The following is a 26,672-nucleotide window of genomic DNA, read 5'->3' as shown; positions in this document are numbered from 1 at the left end:
TGCAGTCGAGTATTCATAAATATAATTTCTGGCCAGACCATCGAACTATTAACGATCAGGGAATAATTTTAGATTCAAAGCAGGTTGAAGAACGAATAGTTTGATGAGATGGTCAGAAAACATATAAGGAGTTGTATATGAGGAATTTATGGAGTTAAAATGTACTTTCCAGGTTCACATGAAATCCATAACAGATGCCCTAAGAGGCATGAATTATGTTAGCTTTGCCTTTATTTAAGCTTGCCTGATTCTGCTTCCTAAGGAATAAATAACTTAGGAGTTAAACGAATGATTAGGAATAAAATGGGAATAGGAATACTTTTTCTGGTAATACTGGTTGGTATGGCGTTGATACCAGCCGTAAGTGCACAGAAAGAGGACAATTATTCTGTAACTGCTGAAGAAGCCTTCAAACATGCAAATATGCGCATGATGACGTTAATAGCAACCGAAAGCTACTCTGAAAAATGGGAAGGAGCATCTATTGATCCCGAACCATTGGAGCTTTATGATATAAACGGTCAAAAATTGTATTATGAATTTTCAGTATATAATGAAAGTACTCTGATAAGCAGAATCGACATCGGTGCTAATAATACGCTGGGAAGTGCACTCCGACTCATCAAAATTAATCCTAAACCCTATAACGTGGTTGAAGTCATGGAGAAGTCAATAGAAACCGCCAGAACAAAATACCCAACTGGAAAAATCGTGTCAACGAATATGGTTGTATATGACTATCCTAGTGTAGGGGCAATGACCATAGTAAAAGATCAGACTACTGGAGTTGAACATCGGATATTTGTAGATGCATACACCCTTGAAGAGGTGCAAGACAAACCTGCGACTGAAACCGAACTTGGAGTTCGGTCGATGTATGAACAGGTATCAAAGAATAAAATAGACGAGAATTTAAAAGACTGGCAAAAGAGTGAACAGTTTACTAAAAAATTAGAACAGGAAGTAAATAATACAGGAATTGATACCAGTGCGCCAATTACTGAAGAAAATATAAAAAAACTAAGTAACAAACTAAACACCAGTTCAAAAGTGGTATCATCACCATGTAACTCAACAGTAATGCCCACAACAACTGAATATATAGGAGTAGAAGAAACTAATTTATCAGTCTCTAAAGAAATAACTGCTGTAGAACTCAATAATTCAAAAAATGATAATTCTGAATCTGATTATGGCAGTAGCTCAGACGGAAATGAATCGAGTAAAAATAACTCTATTCCAGGTTTTGGGTTATTGGGAAGCCTGGCCTGCCTGTGCGGTGGATGGAAGTTCAGGAAAAAGTAATGCAGGACTTGGATTCTCAGATTGCGGGTTTACATAATTATGGTTGTCCAGATCATGGATATATTGGCCCTACCTGTATAATGACTTACAGCTGTATGATGGATGAAGACTAACGGTGTACAATCTATGACCAAACTATCGAAACTAACAGAAATCATTTAAATTATTTTGTGCAGGATTAAATTCTGCACTTTGTTTCATAGTGTGCTTGGAGAGCTTATTTTATGAAAGCAAGGACAAAAACTTTAGCAGCTATTTCTTTTGCAGTTCTGGCAATATGCCTTATTTTCTTTTTGATGATTTATCAACCTGGAGCAGGCACGTATGTCCGCGCGGATAAACTTCAAGATACGCCAGAAAAATACGTGGAATTCAGTTTAGCAGATATCGCGAAATACCCATATGTCGAAGAAGCGATAAGTAATCCAGGAAAAGATATTAAGCTCCCTTCTGATTATAATGAAAATATGACGGAGTTTGCTAACATCATGTGGGATAATAGGACTGAATATATAAAACTGAATAATGAGTATTATCATATAAGTTATTATTCTGCTGATTAATAAGGTGGCGAAATAGTTAAGCACAATTAATGATACGCGCAATTTTTGACTCTTTTTTCTCTTTGGCTGAAAATGCTCTCAAGCATTTTCATTTTTTGTACCTGTAATTCGAATGCTATTCACGGCATTCACTGCACTCAGGACAGAATTTGGGGACAAGTTAGTTTCATTCTCCAGATGAAACCTGAAATCAATCCTCAGGTTCACAATTACCCGCTTACACAAGCCTTATTTTTGTTCTTTTTTGCTTCCACTTCTGCAAGCAATTCTTCGGGAGGCATGCCGGTGAAATTAACATATTTCTGGAAGCCAGGCAGATATGCTTTTCCGATCTTTGGTCGTTTGTTAACTATTTTTAGCCACTGTGCTACGGTTGGATCGTTTCGCAATTTGTCATCGGCTCCCTATTTTTATTGTCTTTATAAATATTATTAAACATTTATAGAACATATGGTGTCTTGAAATTTAGTGGCCGGACGAATATAAAAAGATATTTATTTATAGCCTGTCAAATAAATTAACTATAAAGGTAAAATTTAGGAGGTTTTTGGGCATGGAGATAGATGCCGTAGACAAGCTGGTTTTTCATGTAATCGAAAAGGTTGCAGAAGATGAATGTCTCCTCGATGAGGTCGTTGAGTTTGTCATTTCTTTTTCCCGTGAGCACTCGCTTTTGCCAGAAACCCTGCTGAAACTTTCCTTTATTTTCGGCAATGATAAGATGCACAGGGAAAGGTATGTATTTTCCAGGGCAAGTGCCTTACTTTTCTCCGGGAAAATGCAAGAGGATGCCCATATGGAGGCAGGGAAAACAGCTTCTCTGCTTGGGCTTGGGAACCTTGCGGCCAGGGAATTTGAAGAGGTTCTTGAGGATAACCCGGAAAATATAGAAGCTCTCTGCGGGTACGGAGCCATGCTCGCCAGGCTCGGGAAACTTGAGGCTGCAAGAGCCCAGTATGAAAGAGCCCTTGAAATTCATCCTTACCATATTGATACGCTCTGCCATTACGGTTGCCTGCTTTACAGGCTCAGGGACACGGACGGCGCTGAAGAAGCGTATAAAAAAGCCCTTCTCCTTGACCCGAGGCATGTGGGAGCACACTGCGGGTACGGGATTTTACTTTACAAGCGCGGGCAAATGAATGATGCTAACTACCATTTTTCCCGGGCACTTGAACTTGACCCCGGGCATGTGGAGTCCAATTTCCACTACGCTCGCCTCCTTGTAGAAAAAGGGGAGCCCCTCGAAGCGGAAACCTACTACATAGTAGCCCTCAAGGCCGATCCGGAAAACTCCAAACTGCACCTGTACTATGCCCGTCTGCTTGCAGAACACGGGATAGTTCATGGGGCAAGGGTGCACTACAGGTATGCCCTTAAAATTGATCCCGGGGATGTGGAAGCCCACTGTGAGTATGCAGGGCTGCTTGCCAGGTTCGGACACAGGCATGAGGCCGAAGTCCAGTACAAAAAAGCCCTTGAACTAGATCCCGGGCATTTCGGGAGCCTTCGCGGATACGGGGATCTGCTGAAAGAAAAAGGGCAGTACGCAGAAGCCGAAGAAATCTACAGGCAGGCCGAGTATTCCAGGCGGCATTCCTGGTAATAAGGCCTGGTAACAATATAATTAAAAAATAATAGTCCAATTTTCTTAGTCAAACTTTCCTGCCAGGTCAGGTGTGGTTTCAGGTTAGCAGAGCCCTGATTCAGAACAGCCTCACGGGTTCATTTCCTCTTTTTTCCATGAGGCAGGCCGGAATATCCAGGACCTGAAGGACTGAATCGATTACTATTCCGTCGGAGGTTGCGACAACAAGCTGCTTTTCAAGCTTTCCTCCTTCGGTTTTCAGGTCAAAGTCCGCAGTTTTTGAGGTATAGGCGCCTCCCGGAATCCCCTGTTCTTTAAGTTTGCGGCGGATAAAACCGGCAAGTTCTCCGCTCCTGCTGATCTGGGCATCAAGCAGGAAGGTCAGCGACTTCGGGCGAGCTTCGGAGATAAATTCAAGAACCAGGTCCAGAGCTTCCCCGATATCTTCAGCCTGCTTCGCCTTGCTGAAGTAGTAGCGGGTATCCCGGATATATCCGTCGTCGCAGAACCACATGGGCTCATTTTTCAGCAGGCTGTCCACACTCAGGAGGACATTGTACCCGTCAAGGAGGAGGTCCCGGTCTCTTATGCCGTTGCAGGCTATTTTTTTCCTGACCCTTGACACTACTTTATCTGGGGGCATGATCACCCTTGTGAGAATATGCCGTTCTTCGGCACTGAGCTGTGAGTGGTCCGCTACAAAGCGGATGGTTGCAAACTTGGGATAACCCCAGCGCAGAATGCTTCTGATGTCTCTTGCGGGCTTAAGTAATCTTTCTTTCAGGGCTGGCTCGGAAAAAACGGGAGACCTCTCTTGCATAATTTCCCCTTTCTGGAAGGAAGTTCTTTAAATGAGTGAAGATATATGTTATATATACTTATTTGCGCGAATAAAAATGGCAATTTGTGCTGTCTGGCAGTCGATGTGACTGTTTGTTTGCTGGTTTTTATTCCGGTTTTATTCGATTTAACCCTGGTTTTCAGTTGAAAGCCAGCTTATGTTTCGGCTGTGAGGAAGGTCTATGGCTCCGGTGGAGGATTCTGGTATGGAAGTTTTGTGGCTTGCTCAGGAGGAGGTAAAGAGCGTTGTTGATATGCATTCTGATATGCAGGTAGTGGAAAGTGCTTTCAGACAACATGGGCTTGGCAAGGTGCAGATGCCTCCCAAATCCTATCTTTACTATACGGTTTACAACGGCGACCTGAGGACGATGCCTGCATATCTTGAAGAAGAGGACATTACAGGCGTAAAAATCGTAAATGTCCACCCCGGAAATCCCATGCGTAACCTCCCTACCGTAATGGCATTAATCATACTCATCTCCCCTGAAACCGGAGCTCCTGTGGCAATTATGGACGGGACCTACCTGACAGACATCAGGACGGGAGCAGCCGGAGGGGTTGCTGCAAAATACCTTGCAAGAAAGGACTCAAAAGTCATAGGGCTTGTAGGGGCGGGAAACCAGGCAAGGACGCAGCTTGAAGCCCTCTGTGAGGTTTTTGAGCCCGAAACTGTGAGAATCACTTCAAGGACAAAGGAAAGCTGTGACCAATTCATAAAGGAAATGTCCGACTTCGTGCCCTGTGAAATCCTTTATGAAGAAAGCGTTGAAAAGGTCTGCGACTGCGATATCCTCGTCACGACAACCCCAACCAGAAAACCGATCGTAAAAGCCAGCTGGGTCAAGGAAGGAACCCATATCAATGCAATAGGGGCAGATGCCGTAGGAAAAGAAGAACTGGACCCCGAACTTCTCCTCCGTTCCAAGATCATTGTCGACGACATGGTACAGGCGCTCCATTCAGGGGAAGTAAACGTACCTCTCTCCAAGCACTACATCTCGGAAAACGACATTCACGCCCAGCTCGGAGAAGTTATAGTCGGCCTCAAGCCCGGCAGGACAAGCGAAGAGGAGATTACGATCTTCGACTCCACAGGGCTTGCTATTCAGGATGTAGCAACCGCACATATGGTTTATGAGAGGGCTGTCCGGGAAGGGCTTGGCAGACAGGTCCGGATGTTCTGAAATCTCTTTACCATTTCCACTTCTACTTTTTCTGCTTCCATTTTCTGTTTCCCTTTTCCTTTTCCCATTTTTTTCTGATTCTATTTTCTTTCACTTTCCGCTTTTGGATGGTGCCTGATTACTGTTTGATCAATTCCGGAACCGGAGAAGAAATTTTTCAGCTTTTCTATCCTTCGCTGCGCGAGATTTGTCTCAGTCGTCAGCCGGACAAAAGTGACGTACAAAGCGATACCTGAATGGAGAGACAAAATATTCTGAGGAAATGTTTCCGGGTTCAAGAAAATATTTTTCTCAATCCATAGAAACCATTTTTTAACTCCAGCTAAAAATAGGCGCCTCCGTCAGCTTGTCTGGCGGCCCTCACAAAAGGAAAGCTTGTTTTTTTCACAAAGGACGGGAAAGAACACGCGTTTCCCATTGATGGTATTGGAGCCGAAGAGCTCGGAAGAAAGGATTCCTGCCGCTACTGTCAGGTAAAGATCCCGACTAGTGCCGACCTAGCCTGGGGAACTGGGAAGTCTCCGGGGTTCTTGCGGGCAGGTGCACCTTTGTGGAAGTTATAAATGAAAAAGGGGTTGAGTTTCTCAGAAATGCTGTCAGTGCAAGTTTTGTCGAACTGAACCTGCACATGATCCGCAATCCAGGGGCTATTAAGATTCTTGCGGCTGCACATAACAGAATTATTATAACGAGGGGCTTCCTCTGAAATGTAAATCTTAAAATAAATCATCCAGTTAATATCTGCCGGACTTTCCATGCAGACATTAATAATAATATTTGATCAGTTGGGAGTTCCCTGAATTTTCTTTAAAAAGTATTTTTATTCTCAGATCTTACTTTATTAGTTTTAAAATTCTTGCCTACACCGGACCTTTTACAACATTATTTGAATTTTTAAAATATTCGGTTTTGACCTTGTATTGATCTGAGAGAAAAAAGGCCGGAGTTCCAGGAACTTTTTCTATGAAATCCAAGGTCAGGTAAACTGTTGCTGTCTGACTTGTAATGCTCTTACAGATCTGGAAATACCCGAAAATAGCCGCTACCCTTCAAACAGAAATAGAACTGTGGAATTGAAGGATTGATATAATAAGAGATTTTTCATACTTCAAACTTTTAATATATTCCTTATTTTTAAGGGTCGAGTTTTGTAAGAAAACTTCAAGCTTTATAAAAGATATTAGAGGCTTTTGAAGTTTGAGTTTGGTGATCTTAGATCAGTAAAATCAATTCAGAAGGCATAAATACTATGCAGCAAAAATAGGTACTGTTGAGCGGTTAACTTTCTGGGATTTATCGCCCTCTACGAGCAAACATACCTAGCCCCCAAATGGTATCAAATTTTCTTTCCCAAATACTCCCCATATTCTCTCCCCCCACAACCGCTCAACAACCTCTTTTTCAGATACTGGTTCTCAAAAAGCAGTGTAACATTTCTGTTTTCTACTCGCATAACCCTCTGTTTCCTCCGTCTCTTTCTCTCCCCCCTCCGGCAGAAAAACAGAATACAGAAAAAGAAGTCATACATTTCAGCAAAAACTCTTACAGACTGCCTTGCTTAATTTCAGACTGCAGTTTTTCCTTTAATGTTAATATCGGAGCAGATAATCAGGAACCTGTTCTTCGATTGTCCGGTTTCTTATTTCATTTAAGTAATACAAATTCACAATGCATAAATAGTTAGCAATAAAAATAATTGAATATTGAGCGGGTTTTGGACATAAGTTGTGCATCCCCTAGCATTACACTACCCCAATAGTGCCATTTTTCTTTCCGAGTATTCTCGTGTCCTTCCGGTCCCCGCTCAAAATCTGTTTTACAATTTATCTCAACGCCGAGAAGTTTCGGAGTTAGCTGTAAAGGTATTATATAAAAGGTTCAGGTACTGCAGGATAGCAGCGCCTGAAGAGAGTGTTTTCAGTCTTTTGTTTTTCTTTTCAGCGGTATTTTTCAGATCCCTGCAATCTCGTAGAGCTTTTCCATATCAATATTTTGCTCAAACCTATTTGCAAGTTCTTCATAGGCATCGTTTTCGCTTATGATCTCTTCAGGCCTGTACTCAAGCCCCTTTTTCTCACAGAGGTACCGGACAAGGGCATTTCTTATATTTTCGTTATCAAAGAGCCCGTGAAGATACGTGCCGATCACCAGGCCTTCTTCATCAATGGCGCCATCATCTCCGAAAACAGTCCGATTCGAATCCGTAACGCCCATGTGAATCTCATAACCCTTTATATCTTCCCCGTCTATGGATTTCAGGATAGGCCCATAACCGTTAACTTTTTTCGTTACCTGGATTGTTCTCTTTTTATACTCTCCGAACTTTGTCCCTATATCCAGGAGCCTGAGGCCCTCAAACTCTGCTTCGACGCCGTTTTCCACACCCGAGTCAAAGATAGTCCTGCCAAGCATCTGGTAGCCACCACAGATCCCAAAAATCGGGATTTTTCCTTTGAAAGCCTGGATTTTTTTGTCCATTCCACTTGCCCTGAGGTCAAGAAGGTCGTTGATCGTGTTCTTTGTTCCGGGAATCATGATAGCATCAGGGTTTCCGAGGTCTTCGTCAATGTCCACATAGTGGACCTTTACAAGTCCCTCAAGGGGTTCGAAATCCGTAAAATTTGAGATTCTTGGAAGGCGAATTACTGCGATTTCAACTTCTTTTTCGTTCTTTGCCCCTTCTTTATCCCCGAGGGAGACCGAATCTTCGGAAGGGATGCGGAGCTTGAAGTGAGGTAAGACCCCGAGCACAGGGATTCCGGTTATTTCCTCAAGCTGCTTGAGTCCGGGTTTTAGGATTTCAGGATCGCCCCTGAATTTGTTGATTATAAACCCTTTGACATTTTTCTTTACATCTTCAGGCAGAAGGGCAACAGTGCCGTAAAGGCTTGCAAACACACCTCCCCTTTCAATATCTCCTACAAGGATTATGGGAGCCTGGGTAAGCCTTGCAGTCCCTACATTTACGACATCCCTTTCATAGAGATTGATCTCTGCAGCCCCTCCGGCCCCTTCCATAACAATGATGTCGTGTTCCTTCCAGAGCCTTTCCAGAGCCCCTTCAAGTACCCCGTTCATCTCTTCAATGGAGTCATAATACTGGCCTGCACTCTTGTCAGCATAGGGTTCGCCCAGCAGGATTACTTGGGAAACACAGTCTCCTTTGGGCTTGAGGAGGACAGGATTCATGTCTGCAGTGGGTTCGGTGCCTGCGGCTTTTGCCTGGATTGCCTGTGCAATCCCGATTTCCTTTCCGTCTTTTGTGATCCAGGAATTCAGGCTCATGTTCTGAGCCTTGAAGGGGGCAACCCTGTAGTTTCTGGACAGTATCCTGCATATGGCAGTCACGACTGAACTTTTTCCAACATGAGAGGCGGTTCCCAGGATTAAGAGGCTTTTCTTCTCCATTTTTACCATACCTTCTGCTCGAACACGTATTTTCTATATTTCAGGTAAAGTTTTTCAGGTAAAGCTAAAAATTTCAGTGATAACGGCACTGATGTTTTTGTTCTCAGAGCGGCAAATCAAGTAAACTTGTTTAGATTTAATAATTGTCATCTTATACTTCAACTATAGAATAAATACTTTCGGATTCATTGCAGGTTTTGTTTATTTAATTCAAAAAAATCTTTATTTCCTCCAGTATTTTATCTTCTCAACCTTAATTGGCGGAGTTGCGCCAGCAGAGTTGCGGCTCTGCAGTGCGCGGTCTGTTTCGGCAGAGTTGCGGCTCTGCAGTGCGCGGTCTGTTTCGGCAGAGTTGCGACTCTGCAGTGCGCGGTCTGTTTCGGCAGAGTTGCGACTCTGCAGTGCGCGGTCTGTTTCGCTCCGCTCAAGCAGACTGATGGGTTAAGAAGTGAACTTCGCTCAAGCGGACTACTTGATGGGTTTTTGCAGTTAGTTTCGCTCAAGAGGACTAGTTTAACAATTATCAGATTCTCAACACAGGAAAGCAGTATTTCCCAGAAAAACTTAAAGAAAAAGGAAGAGGCAAAAATAATGACAATTGAGGACTCTATTGAATTAAAACGAGAACCTAACCGATCAAACCGGCAGTTATTTGGGTATTATTTTTCTTTCAAATCTGTTTTTCCGTCTCTTTTTGCAGGACTTCCAGACAGGCTGGTGGAGGCTTTTGTATTTACTGTTAATTGAAAAACAGTTTCCGGGTTAAGCAAAGTATTTGTCTGAATGGCTGGCCTGCTCAAGCCCGGTGCGGTGAAGGGTGAGAAAAATGAAAGATTCCCTTTGGGTACCGGAACATATCAGCAGTTAGTCAGGAACCACCTGTAATCTGGAAGGAGGAAATAGATTGTTTTTCCTGCTGCACTTCTTTTAAATAAGATCAGAACAATCTTTTTGTTAACGAATAGGGGAAAAAAGACCATGAAAGCCTTGTTTTTCTTACTTGTTTTATTTCTTGTACCGGTCTTCCAGGCCTCTGCAGCAGATACTTCTCAGGTCGACGGAACACGCCAGATCCGAATAACCGAACTCTTCAGTGACCTCGAGTCCTATGATGTGACACTCTACTCAAACCAGCCGGAAGAGGATCTGACCCTTGAGGTCTCTCTGGTCAGGCCGACCAGAGGGGATGAAGAGGTCATTGCCACACAGACATTCCCAACCGGAAGTTTTCCTGCGAACACGAGGGTCATAAAAGTCGGCTTATGGGATGTCAAAAATGCCGAACGTGGGGCTTATACTATAAGGGCAAGGCTTCTTGATCAGGGAAAAGCACTTTCGGAATCGGAATATGACTTTGTTTACGGCAGCAACTCCGCTTCCAGACTTCAGGTAGATGATCTTGTTCCCAATTCCGAAGGCATCACTGTTGCGCTCTCTCCCAACCAGGCTTCACTTTTTGATATCGAATATATGCTTGTAGACGGACATGATGTGCTTTACAGCACAAAAACCGAAAAAGCATCCCTTACCAGTGTTCCGGAAGCCTTTTCTGCCTCCTGGGGGACTCTCCTCGAAAACAATAAAGAGTATACAGGAAGAGTGAAGATTCAGATATATTCCCCCATGAGAGACTTTATTGCATCAGCAGAGAATTTCACAGCCATAGATGATGCAGAGATAACTGACATCTATGAAGATGAAACCGGAGCAAGTGCAACGGTTTTAGGGCGTTCCCAGGTGCCTTTTGAAGGAAACCTTGTTTTTTCCGTATATGAACTGCAGGAAAATTCAGGTAATGGCAGTTCCGTGTTTGTCGAGTCCGTCCGGGAAAAAGTTCCCGTACTGCTGACTGATGATGACGAGACGGTTGAGGTCGCCTGGACAGAAAGGCTTACGTCAGGAGTCTACAGGCTTGAAATCGAACTTCTCGGCAACAATGGAGATGTTATCGAACGCAGGGAAACCATTATTGAGTCTGACCTTTCTCCCTCCAATGCAAGTGCAGCAATTCCTGGTGCAGGAAATGAAAGCTCAGGAGAAAATGATGAAAACGGAATCCCTGGCTTTTCAGTTGCTGCCGGAGTTGCAGGGCTTGCAGTGGCTTTAGCCCTTTTCAAAAAGCTGCATTAAATCCTTTTGTGTGAAAACATTGAACAGATAAGAAACAATCTGGACAGCAAGCAATCTGGACAGTAAACATCCGGATAGGAAAAAATCCAAGTAAAGTTCAAAAGCCGTGAACCCCATGCGTTATGAACTCTTTATCGCCCTCAGGCAGATCCGGGCAAGAAAATTCCAGACTCTTCTTTCGGTAGGTGCAATAGCCCTTGCTGTGATGGTACTCACGATTTCCCAGGCGCTAATGGTGGGTTTTACCGAGGAGCTTTACGACACTACCGTCGACAAACTCCCTCAAGTCTCGGTCTCTCCGCAGGAAGGTGAAGATTACATCTATCTCTACGGGACACTCATGGAAGAGATAAGTTCTATCGAAGAGGTCACTGCAGTTTCTCCTTTTCTTACCGGGCAGGCTTCTTTCAGGTTCAAGGATAACTCCCTCAATGCCGAGCTCAAAGGTGTGATCCCTTTACGGGAAGATGAAATCAGTTCGATTGAAGCAGATATGGTTGAAGGTAATTTCCGTGAGCTCGAGTTTTCTGTAAATACAGTGGTTATAGGCTCAAAGCTGGCGGAAAAACTTGAAGTCAACGTGGGGGACTCCATAGATGTGTCTTTTCCGAATGCAAATCCCCTTTCACTTCGAGTTGTAGGGATCTTCCATACAGGCTCTCCTCTGGACGAATCCCTTGCTTACACCTCTCTGGATACTGCTCAGGAATTTTACGATGTTCCGGATGTGGTTAATGGCATCTCAGTCCGGCTCCAGGATTTTAACATGGATCGGGAAGTCGCAGCCGAGATCGGGAAAACCGGTTATGAGGCAAAAGGCTGGACCGAGACAAACCCTGCAATCCTCCGTACCATTGCTATCGAAAGCACTTCAAACAATGTCGTTTACGGGCTTATTATCGTCATAGCCTCTTTTGGAGTGGTCAGTACCCTGAACCTTTCGGTTATCGGGGCAACGGGTCAGATAGGCATGCTCCGTGCTATGGGAGCCCCTGTCTCAAGTATCCAGAAGATTTTCATCCTCCAGAGTGGGATTCTGGGCCTGCTGGGTGCCCTTTTCGGTACCTTTGCAGGAGTTCTTATATCCCTGGCTATAGGCGGGTATGAAATCCCGGCAGCTTCTTCGGATGTCTACGGTGGTATTTCCTTTATCCCGATTGTTGTCCGCGCTCAGGACATCGTTTTAATTATTGCCGCCGTTTTTTTGTTGAACCTGATTACCGGAGTTTATCCTGCGCGGCAGGCGGCAAAACTGGACCCTGTGAAATCAATAAGCACAAGGTAAAACTTCCGGAGTTCTGATCTGGATGTTCGAAGGGATATAACCTGCAGGAAATAAAGCCTGATAATCCGGCCTCCGTTAGAACAATAGGTATGGAAGCATGAAATGAAAAAGGTAATAACGAGTGCCGGTAAGACCTGAGTACAAAATGAAACCTCATGTAAAATAAGGAGCATAGATAAGTATATATGAATACATATTGGTATGACTGCGCAGATAAGTATAGTTGAACAGGTATGTTCTACGCACGGAAAACTGTCTGTTTAATTAGTACTTTTTGCCCTTTTTCAGCTTTTTTTCAGCCATTCATTCAAAATAGTTTTTGAATGCAAAAAAATTGGTGGTTGCCTTAAAATAATTGTTTGCATTAAACATTTCAACGCGAGACAATATGTCAGCCGGATTAAAATTTCAATCCCGGTAATTATATATCTTTTTTGACGAATGATTACTTACTTCGTAAGCATAGCGAACAATAGCGAACAAAAAGACCTTGTGCATGAATTCTCAGCAACTGATCACTGCATGGGAATTCTTTTTTCCTATTTTTCCTTACCGAATCCACCTTTCTTGGAACCGAATTTCTGAAATTGAATTTGTGCTATGTATCCTATAGTCGGCAGGTCGACATTAGATTTTAAGTATTTTTAATGATGGCGTTTTTCAAACATTATGTAATATATGTTGGGTTCAAAACTGGTTAACATATGACCCAAATCTCACGGCATATATAAACAATGAGTCGTTTTTGCAATAATGTCTAGTATCAGGAATAATGTGTTTTCTAGCAAAAACGCTATCAGTAAAAATATTACGAAAAAAACAAGTTACCTGCCGAAAGCAGGATGTATATTTGTGCTATGTATATTTGTGTTCTAAACCTGTAGCACAAAGTTAACATTTGAGAACGGATTCTCGGTCCCAGACCCCTGGAATCAGAAATTCTTACCTTTTATGCTCTGAGTTCCCAGGCTGTCAGCGTCAATTATCGGATACCTCCATCCGGATACTTCCTCTATTGGTCCTATAAATGTCCCACCAGTCGAAAGATACACCCATATCCCCTTAAAGTCTCTTGAAGAGCTCCTGGATATCGCTGCTCCAGACACCGGATACAAATATTTATATTCTTTGGTAGATAATTTTACTATAATGGACGATAGCAAAGAATACCAGCTTTATCTAGAAGCCCTTGACGAAGAGCGATCTGCTTGGTCGAGAAGGACCGCTGTAAAGAGGCTCAGCGAATTAAAATCTGAAGAGTCTCTCTACTACCTGAACGAGCTTGTTGTTGACAGATACTGCGTAGTCCCAGACTGGTTAAAAAAGGTTGCAAGAGAATATTACGTATGCCTTTGCCTTGAGTTTCTCTGAAAACTTAATTTTCCAATCACTTATTTTCGAATAATTGAATGATTTCTGATTGATTAGTTGGTATAATTCCAGAAGCTTTGCATACGGCATCTTCAGGCTATGTAGTCCCTTGTCAAGAATGATGCGTCCGTCTGTCGTGAAAAATATGGTAAAAACAGTGCTTTTAATGCGTGCTTAATTCTTTTTTTGTACGCGTGCCGATTTTTTTTCGATTTCATATAGTGATTGCTCTTTTCATGTCACTTTCATCTTATAGCTTTTATTTTCTCTTCTTTCTTCTTCTTAACACAAATTTGACAGAAGCACACATTTTGTAATGTTGAAATGGGCTTCATGCTTCTGTTTTCTTAATACAATTCAAAGTTTTGTCTTGCATCTTATGATTTTTGGACATTTTTTAATTTACTAAAATGTAGTGTGTCAATGCAATGTGTTTTGTGTAAGAAAATACTGTATTAATTAGCAGAATCTGTCAAATTAGGGTCTTAATTCGCCTTTTGGCATGAAAGTACTTGATTTGAAAAGTACTTTTATTACTTTGTGCCTGTTATTTGAAGAATTTCATATGCGTTTTGGAAAGACCGCCTTCCTAAGTCGAGCTTGGCAAGAACGACACAAGATGACGAATAAGGTTGTATGTGGGTCAAAGAAATAGTTCTTTATAACTCATAAATTAGCCCTCTGAGCGAAGTTTACTGCTAAAACCTATCAAGTATAGTCCGCTTGAGCGAGCGAAAATAGTGAAAAGGATCTCGTGCTGTTTCGATTGCATCGCAACTCCCAGAAAATCTTCGATTTCCCATGATCCAGAAGCAAAACTCGGGAAGCGAAACTCTTGAAGCAAGACTCTTGAAGCGAAAAACAGGTTCTTCTGAGGGTATCACGTTTTTCGAAATCAAAAACTATAAATTTATTTGGAGCTTAGAAGGCTGTACATACTTTAAGCATATAATTCGATAACCGATTCTCTTATAATATCCTGAGAATCGGCATTCTTAAGCTAAGAGAATTTGCTGGTGAACTATCTCAGGAGAGACTGTCTGTATGAGCAAGAAGGATACCGAGAAGATTTTGGGAGGACCGGCAGCAGTCCTGCTGCTTGTTGGAGTAGTGTTGAGTGTTATTCTCTTTTATTTTATGTTCCAGTTTGCTGAACAGGAAAATCTTTTCATGGTTCTCTTAACTGCAGTATTGATATCCATAATTTCAATAGCTGTTGCCAGGGGTCTTGTTTCTATATATAAGTACAAATAACTGCATTTAAGTCCATGTTTATTTTTATTAATGGACCCTTTTTTATCTATTTTTTATCCTTACTTTTGTATAGTTGCGCCAGCAGAGTTGCGGCTCTGCAGTGCGCTGTCTATTTCGGCAGAGTTGCGACTCTGCAGTGCGCGGTCTGTTTCGCTCCGCTCAAGCAGACTATTATTGGAAAAGTGAGTTTCGCTCAAGCAGACTATTATTGGAAAAGTGAGCTTCGCTCAGGCATACTAATTTGCGGTAATTAGCTGAGCATATGTACTATCTGTGAAGGCAGGGGATACAGATATAGAGGCTTGAAGCCCGAAGCGCATCCCGAGTGATACAGTCTATGTACTTTGTCTTCCGGGTACAATGGTTGAAAGTTAGGAAAGAATGAATTACAAGACTAGAAATAGTAAACCCGGGTAATAGTAAACCCTTGTTAAAGTACACTAAATTGAAGATCTGGAAAAAGAAGGTTATGAGATGCAAAAACGGGCATATTTATTGATTGCTGCAGGGGCTGTCCTGTGGGGTACGATTGGTATTTTTGTTCGAGGCTTTTATGGTTTCGGATTTTCCCCGCTTCAGGTTGTGACTCTCAGGGTTTTATCAGCGGCTGTTCTAATGCTTGTGTATCTTCTTTTTACCAGGCCGGAACTACTGAAAATAAGGATTAGGGATTCCCTTTATTTTGTGGGGACAGGCATCTTCAGCCTTGCTTTCTTTAACCTCTGCTATTTTACCACAATCAGGGAAACTTCGATTGCAATTGCCGTTACTTTGCTTTATACGGCTCCGGCATTTGTTGCAGTCCTTTCCAGGGTTTTCTTCGGGGAAAACCTGGGTGTAAAAAAACTTTTTTCTCTGGGGTTAACCCTTGTGGGGTGCGCTTTTGTGGCTGGTTATCTTCCAGGGATAGGGGATTCTCTTACCCTTTCATGGTCAGGGCTTCTCACAGGGTTGGGGGCAGGCTTTGGATATGCCCTCTACAGCATTTTCGGAAAAGCTGCTCTTGAAAAGTACCATACCATGACGATTGCAGCGTATACCTTCATTTTTGCAAGCCTTGCCCTTCTGCCTCTCGGCAACTTCGAAAATTCTGCAGGGGCTTTTTCCATAGGGGCTTTCTGGGTCTACCTCGCAGGACTGGGTTTTTTTCCCACCGTACTTGCCTATCTGCTTTACACAAAAGGACTTGAAGAAGTCGAGTCAAGCAGGGCATCCATAGTAGCAACCATCGAACCTGTTGTGGGCACCCTTGCAGGTTTTTTCATTTTCAGGGAAATACTGACAGGCTGGCAGGTAGCAGGGGTTCTGCTCGTACTTGTGGCAGTTGTAATGGTACAGGAACGAAAGTGAAATTTTTTTCAATGTTTTTCTCTCCGAACCTTTTTTCTTCAATGTTTTTCTCTCCGAACCTTTTTTCTTTAATGTTTTCTTACTGAACTTTCTTCCTTTAGTATTTTCTTCAATATTTTTTATTTATATTTCTCCTGATGTTTTTTTCCCGAGACTCTCTTCCCTCCCGGAATGGAGTTTTACGGAGCCACTTAAGAGCCACTTAAATTAGTGTAAAGGTTAATATGTCACTTCAGTTTAATATCTGGGCTATATTAATTCCATTACCTTCTCTATGCTTGCTATTATCCCGACCATTCTGATTATTCCAAATCTTTCTTTCAGGCCATCTGCAAGCACCCTGTCTAAAATAAATAGATGGCTAATTCAGGCGAAATAAATTACAATGACAAGGTCACAATCATATTGAGAATGAAAAAGAAGGTGTTTAGTCGATGAGGTTGAATCTTGAACATTTTGATATAAAAATCGGGCAACACAAAGTTATGTTCAATGTTGCCGATGCAAAGGAACTGGGAGTAAATCCGGGTGATAGGGTCCGCATCCGTGGGCATCAGAGCATTTCTGCCATTGTGGATACAACCGAGGATATGGTTCCTCCAGGTACTCTGGGCGTTTTTTCTGAAGTTTACGAGCACTTCGAGGACTGGGATAAGCCGGTTGAAGTTGTTCCGGCATTACGCTCAAAATCTTCAGGCGTTATCAAGAAGATGCTGGACAAAAAGTCTGTTCTTCAGGATGAGATCAAATTACTTGTAAACGATATCGTGGAAGAAAACCTCAGTGATGTCGAACTTTCGGCTTTTATAACAGCTTCTTATATCCACGGGATGACCGATGACGAGGTAGAATGGCTGACAAGGGCCATGATCGATACCGGAGATACGATCGAATTCGACACTCATCCTGTCATGGACAAGCACTCGATAGGAGGGGTACCCGGGAACAAGATTTCCCTTCTCGTTGTTCCTATCGTCGCTGCAAACGGGCTTCTCATCCCCAAGACCAGTTCCAGGGCAATCACAGGTGCGGGCGGGACTGCAGACCTCATGGAAGTTCTCAGTCCCGTTGAGTTCAGCTCAGAGGAAGTCAAGGAGATAGCTGAGAAAGTAGGAGGTGCGCTTGTCTGGGGAGGAGCCACAAACATCGCACCTGCGGATGACAAACTTATCAGGGTCGAATACCCCCTGTCCATTGACCCTTACTACCAGATGCTTGCCTCGATCATGGCAAAAAAAGGAGCTATCGGGGCCGAAAATGTGGTAATGGACATCCCCATAGGGCCGAGTACGAAGGTTCCGACGGTTCAGGAGGGGCAGAAACTGGCAAGGGACCTTATAAACCTCGGGCACAGACTTGGAATGAATGTCGAGTGTGCCATTACTTATGGTTCGTCTCCTATTGGGAGAAGAGTAGGCCCCTGTCTGGAAGTAAGGGAAGCCATGAAAGTGCTGGAAAGCATGGAAGGCCCGAACAGCCTTATTGAAAAAAGTGCTGCCCTTGCAGGCATTCTGCTTGAGATGGGAGGAGCGGCTCCAAGGGACCGCGGAAAAGAGCTTGCATTGGAAACACTCCGGAACGGAAAAGCCCTTGAAAAGATGAAACAGATCATTGAAGCCCAGGGCGGAGACCCTAACATTAAGTCCGATGATATCCAGGTAGGGCAGTACACTGCTGACATCTATGCTTCTACAGACGGGTATGTTATTGAGTTTGACAACAAGTGGATAATTGAGATTGCCAGGCTTGCAGGAGCTCCCAATGACAAAGGAGCCGGGGTTGCAATCCACAAGAAAATGGGAGAGCAGGTCAAAAAAGGAGATGCCATTCTCACAATTTATGCTGAAAAAGAATTCAAACTCGATCTCGCACTGACTACCGCCCAGAGGACAAATCCGATAATAGTCGAAGGCATGCTTCTGAAGAGAATCCCGGGAATTTATGGATTCCAGTGAGACCCATATTTCCTTTTTCTTCTTTTTTCAATGAAACTTCAATGAAACCCTTTAATACCTTGTAAGGGTTTTAGCCGGCATGAAGAGGATTGTATTACTGCGCCTTGGGCATCGCCCTGAAAGGGATAAAAGGATTACCACTCATGTTGGTTTGACCGCCAGGATGCTTGGAGCTGAAGGCATGCTTCTTGCTTCTGATGACCAGGGGATAGTGCATAGCCTTGAAGATGTGGTCCGGCGCTGGGGTGGAGATTTTTACATTAAAAATAACGTCAACTTCAAGCAGGAAATCCGAGCCTGGAAAGAAGAAGGCGGAAAAGTCTGCCACCTTTCCATGTACGGGGTTAACCTGCCGGATGTGACTGGGGAACTTAAAAAGTGCAAAAAGCTCATGATCGTCGTAGGTGCAGAAAAAGTCCCTCCCGAAATTTACCAGCTTGCGAACTGGAACGTAGCTGTAGGCAGCCAACCTCATTCCGAAGTTGCTGCAGTTGCAATCACAATGGACAGGATTGCTGAGGGCGAGCCACTTGAAAAAGAGTTTCCAGGAGCTGAACTGACAATTGTTCCCGCTGAAAGGGGCAAACATGTAATCGAAAATATTAGAGAATAAGCCTGGCGATAGATTTTCACTCTCTGATCTTTTTCGAAAATAGAGGGGTCTCTGAGAGTTAAAAGTCTTTAATTAGGTGCGATCTCGTCTATTATTACGAATTTTAAGATAAGTATTAAATAGAAGTTCCGCATAGGATGGATGTCATAGGCAGACCAGTCCTCCTGCTAATAGCAGTATCCGGTTTTCCCGTTTTCGTTCTTGCCAGAAGGGGCTGACAGGTACGATCCAATAACGGTTCCGGAATATTGAGGTAAGGTCCGGTTAAGGGGTGCATGTAGACAAACTTTTCCTGTCAGACACTTTATTTGTCGGGCATCCCTGCCGTTTTTCTATCCCGTTTTCTTGTTTTGTATTCTCCTCTTGTTTTTTCCTCCCTGTCTTTTTCTTGTATTCTTTACCTGTCTTCTGTTTTTTTCCTTCTCCTTTTCTTTATTCCTCTCTGCTTTTCTTTATTTTCCCTCCGTTTTCCTTACTCCTGCTTGTTTCCCTGACTCTTTTTCTGGTAGACCTTATGGAGTGAGCTTTAAATAGAAAGGTATGAGCCTGAACCTGTTTTCAGCAAACTTCTGACTTATTTTAATTGAAAACCGGGCCATAAAAAAGAATAAATTAAAATAATAGCGGGAAGTAAGGATAATGGACATATGGACTTGACAGTACAGGAAATGGATTTATTAGTTGGATCTGTATTTCTTCTGATAGTCCTGGCTATTTTTTTACACTTTTATAAAATCCGGATGCTCTCGCATTCCCTGAAACTCTGCAACTGGATCTGCGGGATGGCTATCAGTTCGGACAGCCCCTGGGTCAAAATGCTTGTACTCCATCTTGTGTTCCTCATCCGGGTTCTCATGTACCTTGCGATTATTTCCCTGGAACAGGTGGATAAGTTGACAACCTGGACCCTATTCAGGCATTATATCTCTGGCAGCAGTTTTGTCCTTTCGGAATACATATACGCCCTTCTGCACTCCTCAGAAGAGGTTGAAAAATGCATCTACAGCCTAAACTCCCTCAATCCTTCCGTGAGTAAAAAGGAACAGCATCTGAGAAAATAAGCTTCCTTAATACTCCATTTTTTACAAATCTTTTTTAGACATTTATTTTTTCTGTCCTTCTCCTTTTTGAATGCTTTTTTCGATTCTTATTTCTTCAAAGTTCCCATTTCTCTTTTTGCGGCCCTATAATGCAATAATAATCCTGATTGAGCCTGAATTTTGCCGCAGCCTGGCACTGCCCGCAAATGCATCCCTTATCTTTTTTGATGCACCTGTTTTTTCCGACTGCAGGGAAGCAGAATCCAATTTTCTCTGCACAAGGATCCCATGTAAGGCATGATTTACAGATACAGAGCTCCTGGATCTGTATTCTGGTTCCCTCTATTTCTTCGTGGCTCATTTCCCTGTAGTTCATTTTCCTTTCCCCTTTCTCCCGTTCCTCTAGTCCTTTTTTTCGATCCCCTGCCCTTTCAGCGTTCATTCTTTTTTCCAGCGTCATATTTTTTTTCTGATATTCCGCCTTTTTCCAGTGCCCCATCCTTTTTTGATATTCTGCACGGTTTCTAATGTTCTATTTTATTATGATTGGGAGCTTAATGCCTATAACTCTGAGCAGTTTGCGGTTTTGCAGCAAATTCAAATTTCAGCCTGTTGATCGAACTGAATTACCATTTCGGAAAACAGGTTTTTTTCACCGGAGGTTTTTCGGCTTTCCGGATTTTTTGTTTTCAGGTAAACTGCTGTGAAAATTATGTGCAGTTGTCCTGAAAATTCACGGCTTTTCCTGAAAATTTAAGTTCTTTTCCGGAATTTTTATCCTTTCCATGAAAATGCTGATGTTGTACCCTTTATATATCAGGAGATTATATTTTGTCCCGTAAACTTCCTATTATACAGGGAGTTATGCAGGGAATTCTCGGGCAGGAGCTTCCCTGTTTTTTTTTGGATTAAGGAAGCGGGTCCTATGAATATAACTTTAATTGGTATGGCAGGAGCGGGGAAGAGTACTATAGGCAAGGCACTTGCAAAACGCTTGAATTATACCTTTATTGACGTTGACGGGATTATTACGAAAAGGACAGGTATGCCCCTCCAGGCTCTGATTGATAAACAGGGGGATTCGGCTTTGATCCGGTATGAAGAAGAAGCTATTCTGGAACTTGAGCAGATGGACAACTGTATTATCTCTCCCGGAGGGAGCGTGGTTTATTCCGAAAAAGCCATGGAGCACCTGAAAAAAATCTCGAAGATAGTCTTTCTGGACGCTCCTTTCAGAAGCATCGTAAGAAGGATCCCTAACGCAAGAAAGAGAGGTATAGTAGGGCTCAGGGACAGGAGCCTTAAAGAGCTTTTTGAAGAGAGGCTGGTCTTGTATAAGAAGTATGCCGACTTTTCAATAAGACTTAAAGGAAAGGAAAATGTTCAGAGAATTGCGGGGAAGATAATTCAGCTCTGTTTTGGGTCAGAGCCCTGATCCGAAGATCAACTTTCAGAGGCTTGCAGGTTAACCTGTATTGTTTTATTTCCCAAAACCGACAACCGAAATTATAATTATTCCCCCCTTTACAAAAATATCAGTATATTAACGTCATTTGAGTAATAGTAAAGTATTAGCCAGGATTTACTGTTCTTAATAAATTAAGTTGATCTGCCTTGCTGGCAGAAGTGGTTATTCGGATCCGCATCTTTGAGACCATACTCTTTCCAGACATCACATGAATCACAAATGTATTGTCTGTCAAAGTTAAGGTCCTTACATAGGGACTTACCTTCCGAGCAAAATACACCCGGGATATACTCTGGATACGGGACGTCTCCTGCAGGCATATATTCCATTGCTTTTCTTGAACTTTTAATTTTATCCTGTGCGCACCGACTGTCAGCCTGGACCGGACACTCCGGGCACCTACATCTACTAATGTTTTCCCACACGTAAGGAACTGCAAAATCCGTACATTTTTCAAAAGTTATGTTCCCGCCTTTAGGTGCCATAGAGCTTTTTTCTTCGGTTGGTGTATCTCTCCCCATATAGTAGTCCCCAAAATTGATACCCGATTAACAACCCCTTTTATAATTTATATATAATAATAAAAATCCAAACATAAAAATCTTTGCATATTTATTACTCCAGGCAGTCAAAGAGCTCTTAAGAGAACTTTAACTAAACAATTGTTTCCAATTTATCCTGGAAAGCGGAGAACCTTCCTCCTCATTCATATTCCCAGGATATTTGCAGGCATCTTTACAGGCAATCTAAAGTCAAAACATCGTTTTTGAATTCAACTGTCTATATTATAGACTATTTGTTTCAGTGACTGATTTTTTATCTCATCGTGGCAAAAAAGCTTAACTATTAAAGCCGGTTTAGGGATATAAAGAAGATTTCCAGGGATAGTTATTATCTATCGGGTCTTCAATCCGGACAAAATTCTTTGTTTATAGCTTTCATTATAAACCTGCAAATAAAGGCAGGATCAACAGGAGATATTTCATGACATCAAGCCGTTTCATTATCACGGTTATTGGCAGCGACAGGGTAGGAATTGTTGCCAGAATTACCACGGTTATGGCCAGTTACAATGTAAATATTGTCGATATCAGCCAGACTATTATGCAGGGCATCTTTACCATGATCATGCTAGCAGAAGCCCCAAAGGAAAACTTTGACCTTGCAGCTTTCCAGCACGCTATGGACGCCGAAGGAAAGAGCCTTGGAGTCGAGGTCAAGGTGCAGCATGAGGATGTTTTCCGTTTCATGCACAGGATCTGAGCTGTGAGGAGGTTTTTTTCATGCTTATAAATCCGAACGAAATCCTGGAAACGATTATTTAAAACCGAATTGTTTCCTTTTGTGTCTGCAGAGGTGATAAGAAACAAAGCCTTGAAATTCCTTCTTTTCGGTTAACTCTTTAAAAAAATGGAACCGTGGAGTAAGCAAACATATTTGAAAAATTAAACAACTTATGTTTTATTGGCTTTCTTTTCTCTATGGCCATTTTATTGATGATATGTGTCATATTCCCTCCTGAAGGGAGAAGTTAGAATAAATACAACTAAACAGACACACAAAAAAGGAATTCCTATATCCCACAGGTAAAGTGCTATTTTTAAATACTTGGGATCGGTCCCGTTTTACATAAAACAGGTACACCATGCGAAAGCAGCTTGGCTTAGGGATTTATAATTGAGTTTTATGAATCATCCCTCATTCATCATGGTATTAGCTAATTTTCACTGGCTTTACATCACTTTGCTGAGGGTCAGCTTTCACTTTTCTATTTTTCGTCCTGTGAATAACTGCCAACCCTGCGGAAGCGAGGGTCAATCCAAGACCGATATATACACCTGTGTCGAATCCGGCAGATACCTTCATTATTACAAATCCAGCGAATGCAAAAAACGTGAGTATAAGCATTGTTTTATCTCTTGCTTTTAATTCTTCGGTTAGGTTCATTTTGAGAAACTCCATACGTCTCTTTTATAGCATGTCTTACAGCTTCAGAATTACTTTTAAACTGTTTGAACGGTCCAGTTACAGAGTCAAGCAGTTTGATAGATTCTTTATCTAAGTAAATACTTGACATAAGTAGTATATGTATTATGTACCACATATATACTTTACATTTTCCATTGCGCAAAGTCATATAAAACCACTGCATCTATAATGATTTGCAAAGGCATATAGATATAACTCGGAAACCCTATTGCTGCAAAGACCATACCAAAGCCTGCAAAAACAAAAACCAGAAAAGCAAGAACTATTTTTACAGCAAGAAAGATCACCAGATAAAACGCTGATATGTACTCTATCACCCCAGGGTTGGTAAGGTTATCAACCAGGCTAGAAAGGTCAGATTCCATATCCTCTAAAAAATCCGATGTTGAAACACCTGCTATTGAAATATGAACCTGGTAGATCCCTGTCATATCAACGAACGCCAGACTGACCTGGATCACTAACATAGTCAATGCATAGGCCCGAACAGAAGGAAGAGGCATAGAGACACCTCACCTTATTTTTATTTTCTTGAATCCTATTTTATCCCCAGATACTTTTTTTGCAACTCCTTCCAGGGAACCGAACTGATTTCTCAGATATCCTTTTTTCATTGTACCGGAAATACCAGGAGTGACAAATTTTTTAGGTTTATACTCGTCTTTTTTATCATTTCCAAATCTATCTATTTTGAAAATTGGCCTAGGACCTGGGGGAATTATATGACTCAATGATCTATCACTTCCTCCTCCACTATCACTTCCTCCTCCACCATCACTTCCCCCTCCACCATCACTTCCTACTCCGCTTATAATAGAACTTGGTCTGATAGAACTTGTATTGATAGAACTTGGAGAAATTGAACCTGGCCTGATCGAACTTGAAGGAAGTGACTCGAGTGAACTTGGAGAAATTGAACTTGGCTTGATCGAACTCGTAGGAATAGACTCAAGTGAACTTGGCCTGATCGAACTTGAAGGAAGTGACTCGAGTGAACTTGGAGAAATTGAACCTGGGCTAACCTGTTTAACTGGTGATATGTACCCAACATCTGAAAGTATACCTTTGTTTTCAATTGCTCCATAGGAATAGCTAGATTTTAAATCCTTAGCTTCTATGACTTTTGCCTTATCAATCATATTAGCTTTTTCAGGAGCGGATTTCGTTGCTTCAGTCACATACGATAATACAGGAATCCGTCTTCCTTTGAAACTTATATATCCTTCAGCTCCTGTCCGAACAAGTTTTGTTTTTGGTGTTATCACGGCCTCGGCTTCCGGACTGCCTCCAGCTTTTAAGCTACGTTCCAAAACCGGAGTAAGAAATGTTTTACCAGAGCCGGCATTTTCACGGAACATTTCCGTAGCTACATCATAATTATGTCTCGCCGTTTCTGGGAGCCTTTCAACTCCCTTTGATAGTTCAACATGCATGATTGCAGGTTTTAAAGGCTCAGAACCTCCAACTACAGAGGATACTGTTTTACTTACACCAGCTTTTACTTCCGAAGGATTAATGTTAATAATTCCTTGCCCTGTCTGTTTTATACCCTCAGCGAGACTTTTATAAGGGCTTCCAACTTGTGAAACTCTTGTAAAGTGAACAGAAGGACCACTTTGTTCAGGTGACACGTACAACCCCGGCATATCTGAATACCTGGTAACACTATCTGGAGTCGCTGTAACGTCTTTAAATTCTGCTGGAGTTGCATGATAACCTTTTGAGACTCCTTCAGGTGTTTTAAACGATTCAATAACACCTTTTGGAGTTGAATCTCTTTCAATTAATGGAAATGTATTTTCTCCTGATAGGACTTTAGAATCTACTATCTCAGTTATAGGTATTTCAGACATTCCGTGAGTTCTGGCAACGTCATAAGCTTTTACAGCTTTTTCCGCTCCATATTTGAACCCGATACCACCCACTGCAAGGCCTGCAACTTTTCCCCATCCCTCTTCATATGATTTTGAACTTGCTACGTCTTCAACTACTTACCCTGTAAGGATTACATTAGTAGCAGGTTCAACAATTCTGGATCCGTAACTTAACCCCTTAGCACCAAGAGCAAGAGCTTTTCCTGCAATGTTTCCACCTACAGCTTCTGCACCAGTACCTAAAACACTTGCCCCGGCTTCAGCTCCGGTTCTTAATACAATCATTCCTCCCTTAATTGCTGCTCCCATAGCTGCACCAATCGCAACCTCTCCGCTGATTTCAGTAAGAACATTAATAGGGGCTACGGCTACTTTTTTGTTGTACCAATTTCCGTAAGCGTCAGTAAGCCCTTTTAGAAGTTGGCTGCCAGGATGATTTGAGTTAGCATAATCAAGAACTCCCTCCTTCGGAGTCCAAGATTTAGGAAGCACTGAAGCTGTAGCGGTGTTTATGCCTTCATCCCAGGTTAAACCGGTCCCAAAAATTGAGGCATCCCGTTTACTTTTTTGGATGCTAAATTCATTCTCAAGTGCTGTTTTTTTCTCATTGAACAGGTTTAGCTGAATCTCGTTTAATCTTGCTGCATATTCATCATAATCTGCCCCCTGGGCGTTTATGGTGAAAATTCCATCCGCATAAGTTACCGGAATCCCTTCACCTTGAGCAATTCTTAGAGTGTCGGCGGACACGTCTATTGTTGCGTTAAGTTCCGGCTCTGGGATATATTTTACAGGAGACCTATTGTAAAGATCGTAAACAGCTGCCCTAGATTGATCGTAAAGTCCATAGTCCTGCAACGTTGGTTTTAGAGTATTTTTCCCGAAATTATACCCGGCTTCATATGCTGCAGAAAATACGGTTAGAGGTCCCAAAGAAATGCCCTTATTTGTTGCAGTTGCTCCTGTTTTTTCCCACCAGTAACTTGTTTTAGTGTCATAAATAGGATATCCATACTCACTTTTTATCCATTTCCCGGAAACTGTTCTGGTTTCATATACCCTCACGATTTCGACTTGTGTAGATTTGGATTTCAGAGTATACCCTTGACTTTCCAGTATAGCTTTTTCTTCAGGTGTTACATTTTCCCCTTTTGCGATGAGTTCATTTAAGCTAAATGATTGTGTTTTCTCTGGGTTAAGAAATTGCTCAACACCATTGACCACATAAGAGGCTCCTGACTTGATAGCTACGCCTGTCTGCTCGAAAAAGTTATCTTCATTTCTGTCTTCTGTTTTTTCTTCTGAAATCTCGTTCGCGTTTTCATACTGCTGCGGCTGCGTATATCCAGTAGAACCGGAACTCCAGTTTGTTTGTTGTGTAGCTCTTGGTGGAGGTGCATTTGGTTGATTTTGACTCCCCACCTGTACAGCTTCGGACATTGTAATCACCTT

The 26,672-nt window shown here is 42.3% G+C and carries 26 protein-coding genes; 17 read left to right on the top strand and 9 right to left on the bottom strand.

From position 1 onward, the window contains the following. Positions 1–288 precede the first annotated feature (288 nt). Both MA_RS16990 and MA_RS16985 read left to right on the top strand, forming a co-directional pair. Positions 289–1,305 carry a hypothetical protein gene (locus MA_RS16990; protein WP_011023191.1) on the top strand — a complete coding sequence of 339 codons (1,017 nt, stop codon included), beginning with the start codon at positions 289–291 and terminating at the stop codon, positions 1,303–1,305. Between the two features lie 224 nt (positions 1,306–1,529). Beyond that, the gene (locus tag MA_RS16985; protein ID WP_011023190.1) at positions 1,530–1,868 is read left to right on the top strand and encodes a hypothetical protein; all 339 of its coding nucleotides are present in this window, start codon (positions 1,530–1,532) and stop codon (positions 1,866–1,868) included. Between the two features lie 209 nt (positions 1,869–2,077). Here the strand turns inward: MA_RS16985 and MA_RS16980 are convergent, their stop codons facing one another. Continuing rightward, the gene (locus tag MA_RS16980) at positions 2,078–2,257 is read right to left on the bottom strand and encodes a hypothetical protein (protein ID WP_048065649.1); all 180 of its coding nucleotides are present in this window, start codon (positions 2,255–2,257) and stop codon (positions 2,078–2,080) included. Between the two features lie 164 nt (positions 2,258–2,421). On the opposite strand from MA_RS16980, the gene MA_RS16975 reads away from it, so the two are divergent. After that, on the top strand, positions 2,422–3,474 hold the full coding sequence (locus tag MA_RS16975) for a tetratricopeptide repeat protein (RefSeq protein WP_048065648.1): 1,053 nt from the start codon (positions 2,422–2,424) through the stop codon (positions 3,472–3,474). Between the two features lie 100 nt (positions 3,475–3,574). Here MA_RS16975 and MA_RS16970 read toward each other — a convergent pair whose 3' ends face one another. After that, positions 3,575–4,276, bottom strand: a complete 702-nt coding sequence (locus MA_RS16970; protein ID WP_011023187.1) for a DUF434 domain-containing protein — start codon at positions 4,274–4,276, stop codon at positions 3,575–3,577. Positions 4,277–4,502: 226 nt separating this feature from the next. Here MA_RS16970 and ala point away from each other — a divergent pair, with 226 nt between their 5' ends. From ala to MA_RS27350, 3 genes are all read left to right on the top strand, one after another. Beyond that, positions 4,503–5,483, top strand: a complete 981-nt coding sequence (ala, locus tag MA_RS16965) for an alanine dehydrogenase (RefSeq protein ID WP_011023186.1) — start codon at positions 4,503–4,505, stop codon at positions 5,481–5,483. Positions 5,484–5,833: 350 nt separating this feature from the next. Further along, the gene (locus MA_RS29830; RefSeq protein WP_394295991.1) at positions 5,834–6,046 is read left to right on the top strand and encodes a Coenzyme F420 hydrogenase/dehydrogenase, beta subunit C-terminal domain; all 213 of its coding nucleotides are present in this window, start codon (positions 5,834–5,836) and stop codon (positions 6,044–6,046) included. Then, entirely contained in the window at positions 6,034–6,189 is a 156-nt protein-coding gene (locus tag MA_RS27350) for a hypothetical protein (protein ID WP_157860292.1), read from the top strand. The genes MA_RS29830 and MA_RS27350 overlap by 13 nt, the downstream gene beginning before the upstream one ends. 1,244 nt (positions 6,190–7,433) lie before the next feature. On the opposite strand, the gene MA_RS16955 is transcribed toward MA_RS27350, so the two are convergent. Beyond that, complete coding sequence (locus MA_RS16955) at positions 7,434–8,891, bottom strand: cobyric acid synthase (protein WP_011023184.1); 1,458 nt, start codon at positions 8,889–8,891, stop codon at positions 7,434–7,436. 483 nt (positions 8,892–9,374) lie between these two features. Here MA_RS16955 and MA_RS16950 point away from each other — a divergent pair, with 483 nt between their 5' ends. The 9 genes from MA_RS16950 to MA_RS16905 all read left to right on the top strand — a co-directional run bounded on the left by MA_RS16950 (position 9,375) and on the right by MA_RS16905 (position 19,910). Continuing rightward, positions 9,375–9,638, top strand: a complete 264-nt coding sequence (locus tag MA_RS16950) for a hypothetical protein (RefSeq protein ID WP_011023183.1) — start codon at positions 9,375–9,377, stop codon at positions 9,636–9,638. Positions 9,639–9,869: 231 nt separating this feature from the next. Further along, entirely contained in the window at positions 9,870–11,021 is a 1,152-nt protein-coding gene (locus MA_RS16945) for a hypothetical protein (protein ID WP_048065646.1), read from the top strand. Between the two features lie 115 nt (positions 11,022–11,136). Continuing rightward, the gene (locus MA_RS16940) at positions 11,137–12,306 is read left to right on the top strand and encodes an ABC transporter permease (RefSeq protein WP_048065645.1); all 1,170 of its coding nucleotides are present in this window, start codon (positions 11,137–11,139) and stop codon (positions 12,304–12,306) included. A gap of 1,149 nt (positions 12,307–13,455) precedes the next feature. After that, a complete protein-coding gene (locus tag MA_RS16935) occupies positions 13,456–13,677 on the top strand; it encodes a hypothetical protein (protein WP_226990638.1) in 222 nt (73 codons plus the stop codon). A gap of 1,044 nt (positions 13,678–14,721) precedes the next feature. Beyond that, the gene (locus MA_RS16930) at positions 14,722–14,931 is read left to right on the top strand and encodes a hypothetical protein (protein WP_011023179.1); all 210 of its coding nucleotides are present in this window, start codon (positions 14,722–14,724) and stop codon (positions 14,929–14,931) included. Positions 14,932–15,405: 474 nt separating this feature from the next. Then, positions 15,406–16,281 (top strand): EamA family transporter, encoded by an 876-nt coding sequence (locus MA_RS16925; RefSeq protein WP_011023177.1) that lies wholly within the window; start codon positions 15,406–15,408, stop codon positions 16,279–16,281. Between the two features lie 434 nt (positions 16,282–16,715). Beyond that, positions 16,716–18,236, top strand: a complete 1,521-nt coding sequence (locus MA_RS16920) for an AMP phosphorylase (protein ID WP_011023176.1) — start codon at positions 16,716–16,718, stop codon at positions 18,234–18,236. Positions 18,237–18,315: 79 nt separating this feature from the next. Continuing rightward, the gene (locus MA_RS16915) at positions 18,316–18,849 is read left to right on the top strand and encodes a tRNA (cytidine(56)-2'-O)-methyltransferase (RefSeq protein ID WP_011023175.1); all 534 of its coding nucleotides are present in this window, start codon (positions 18,316–18,318) and stop codon (positions 18,847–18,849) included. 647 nt (positions 18,850–19,496) lie between these two features. Beyond that, positions 19,497–19,910 (top strand): hypothetical protein, encoded by a 414-nt coding sequence (locus MA_RS16905; RefSeq protein WP_011023173.1) that lies wholly within the window; start codon positions 19,497–19,499, stop codon positions 19,908–19,910. Positions 19,911–20,004: 94 nt separating this feature from the next. On the opposite strand, the gene MA_RS16900 is transcribed toward MA_RS16905, so the two are convergent. Further along, positions 20,005–20,349, bottom strand: a complete 345-nt coding sequence (locus MA_RS16900; RefSeq protein ID WP_157860291.1) for a DUF2769 domain-containing protein — start codon at positions 20,347–20,349, stop codon at positions 20,005–20,007. 465 nt (positions 20,350–20,814) lie between these two features. On the opposite strand from MA_RS16900, the gene MA_RS16895 reads away from it, so the two are divergent. After that, positions 20,815–21,324 carry a shikimate kinase gene (locus tag MA_RS16895; RefSeq protein ID WP_048065644.1) on the top strand — a complete coding sequence of 170 codons (510 nt, stop codon included), beginning with the start codon at positions 20,815–20,817 and terminating at the stop codon, positions 21,322–21,324. A gap of 164 nt (positions 21,325–21,488) precedes the next feature. Here MA_RS16895 and MA_RS16890 read toward each other — a convergent pair whose 3' ends face one another. After that, positions 21,489–21,878 carry a DUF2769 domain-containing protein gene (locus MA_RS16890; protein ID WP_011023170.1) on the bottom strand — a complete coding sequence of 130 codons (390 nt, stop codon included), beginning with the start codon at positions 21,876–21,878 and terminating at the stop codon, positions 21,489–21,491. Positions 21,879–22,341: 463 nt separating this feature from the next. On the opposite strand from MA_RS16890, the gene MA_RS16885 reads away from it, so the two are divergent. After that, positions 22,342–22,620, top strand: coding sequence for an ACT domain-containing protein (locus MA_RS16885; RefSeq protein WP_011023169.1), 279 nt, complete (start codon positions 22,342–22,344; stop codon positions 22,618–22,620). Positions 22,621–23,070: 450 nt separating this feature from the next. Here the strand turns inward: MA_RS16885 and MA_RS16880 are convergent, their stop codons facing one another. The 4 genes from MA_RS16880 to MA_RS16865 all read right to left on the bottom strand — a co-directional run bounded on the left by MA_RS16880 (position 23,071) and on the right by MA_RS16865 (position 26,660). Further along, positions 23,071–23,304, bottom strand: coding sequence for a hypothetical protein (locus MA_RS16880; protein WP_048065643.1), 234 nt, complete (start codon positions 23,302–23,304; stop codon positions 23,071–23,073). 164 nt (positions 23,305–23,468) lie between these two features. Next, positions 23,469–23,849, bottom strand: a complete 381-nt coding sequence (locus tag MA_RS16875) for a hypothetical protein (protein ID WP_011023167.1) — start codon at positions 23,847–23,849, stop codon at positions 23,469–23,471. A 9-nt stretch (positions 23,850–23,858) separates the two neighbouring features. Then, positions 23,859–25,271: a hypothetical protein gene (locus tag MA_RS16870; RefSeq protein WP_011023166.1), complete on the bottom strand. Its 1,413-nt coding sequence runs from the start codon at positions 25,269–25,271 to the stop codon at positions 23,859–23,861. A gap of 66 nt (positions 25,272–25,337) precedes the next feature. Further along, positions 25,338–26,660, bottom strand: coding sequence for a hypothetical protein (locus MA_RS16865; RefSeq protein WP_048065642.1), 1,323 nt, complete (start codon positions 26,658–26,660; stop codon positions 25,338–25,340). Positions 26,661–26,672 lie beyond the last annotated feature (12 nt).

Origin of the sequence: Methanosarcina acetivorans C2A (assembly GCF_000007345.1) — an archaeon.
Lineage (GTDB): Archaea > Halobacteriota > Methanosarcinia > Methanosarcinales > Methanosarcinaceae > Methanosarcina > Methanosarcina acetivorans.
The sequence above is the reverse complement of the archived record's forward strand: the minus strand, read 5'-3'. Positions and strand labels throughout refer to the sequence as shown.

Bases quoted from the DNA above. Each gene is read 5' to 3' on its own strand.
- MA_RS16990 (WP_011023191.1), top strand. From the start codon at position 289: ATGATTAGGAATAAAATGGGAATAGGAATACTTTTTCTGGTAATACTG.
- MA_RS16985 (WP_011023190.1), top strand. From the start codon at position 1,530: ATGAAAGCAAGGACAAAAACTTTAGCAGCTATTTCTTTTGCAGTTCTG.
- MA_RS16975 (WP_048065648.1), top strand. From the start codon at position 2,422: ATGGAGATAGATGCCGTAGACAAGCTGGTTTTTCATGTAATCGAAAAG.
- MA_RS16970 (WP_011023187.1), bottom strand. From the start codon at position 4,276: ATGCAAGAGAGGTCTCCCGTTTTTTCCGAGCCAGCCCTGAAAGAAAGA.
- ala (WP_011023186.1), top strand. From the start codon at position 4,503: ATGGAAGTTTTGTGGCTTGCTCAGGAGGAGGTAAAGAGCGTTGTTGAT.
- MA_RS16955 (WP_011023184.1), bottom strand. From the start codon at position 8,891: ATGGAGAAGAAAAGCCTCTTAATCCTGGGAACCGCCTCTCATGTTGGA.
- MA_RS16945 (WP_048065646.1), top strand. From the start codon at position 9,870: ATGAAAGCCTTGTTTTTCTTACTTGTTTTATTTCTTGTACCGGTCTTC.
- MA_RS16940 (WP_048065645.1), top strand. From the start codon at position 11,137: ATGCGTTATGAACTCTTTATCGCCCTCAGGCAGATCCGGGCAAGAAAA.
- MA_RS16935 (WP_226990638.1), top strand. From the start codon at position 13,456: ATGGACGATAGCAAAGAATACCAGCTTTATCTAGAAGCCCTTGACGAA.
- MA_RS16930 (WP_011023179.1), top strand. From the start codon at position 14,722: ATGAGCAAGAAGGATACCGAGAAGATTTTGGGAGGACCGGCAGCAGTC.
- MA_RS16925 (WP_011023177.1), top strand. From the start codon at position 15,406: ATGCAAAAACGGGCATATTTATTGATTGCTGCAGGGGCTGTCCTGTGG.
- MA_RS16920 (WP_011023176.1), top strand. From the start codon at position 16,716: ATGAGGTTGAATCTTGAACATTTTGATATAAAAATCGGGCAACACAAA.
- MA_RS16915 (WP_011023175.1), top strand. From the start codon at position 18,316: ATGAAGAGGATTGTATTACTGCGCCTTGGGCATCGCCCTGAAAGGGAT.
- MA_RS16905 (WP_011023173.1), top strand. From the start codon at position 19,497: ATGGACTTGACAGTACAGGAAATGGATTTATTAGTTGGATCTGTATTT.
- MA_RS16900 (WP_157860291.1), bottom strand. From the start codon at position 20,349: ATGACGCTGGAAAAAAGAATGAACGCTGAAAGGGCAGGGGATCGAAAA.
- MA_RS16895 (WP_048065644.1), top strand. From the start codon at position 20,815: ATGAATATAACTTTAATTGGTATGGCAGGAGCGGGGAAGAGTACTATA.
- MA_RS16890 (WP_011023170.1), bottom strand. From the start codon at position 21,878: ATGGGGAGAGATACACCAACCGAAGAAAAAAGCTCTATGGCACCTAAA.
- MA_RS16885 (WP_011023169.1), top strand. From the start codon at position 22,342: ATGACATCAAGCCGTTTCATTATCACGGTTATTGGCAGCGACAGGGTA.
- MA_RS16880 (WP_048065643.1), bottom strand. From the start codon at position 23,304: ATGAACCTAACCGAAGAATTAAAAGCAAGAGATAAAACAATGCTTATA.
- MA_RS16875 (WP_011023167.1), bottom strand. From the start codon at position 23,849: ATGCCTCTTCCTTCTGTTCGGGCCTATGCATTGACTATGTTAGTGATC.
- MA_RS16865 (WP_048065642.1), bottom strand. From the start codon at position 26,660: ATGTCCGAAGCTGTACAGGTGGGGAGTCAAAATCAACCAAATGCACCT.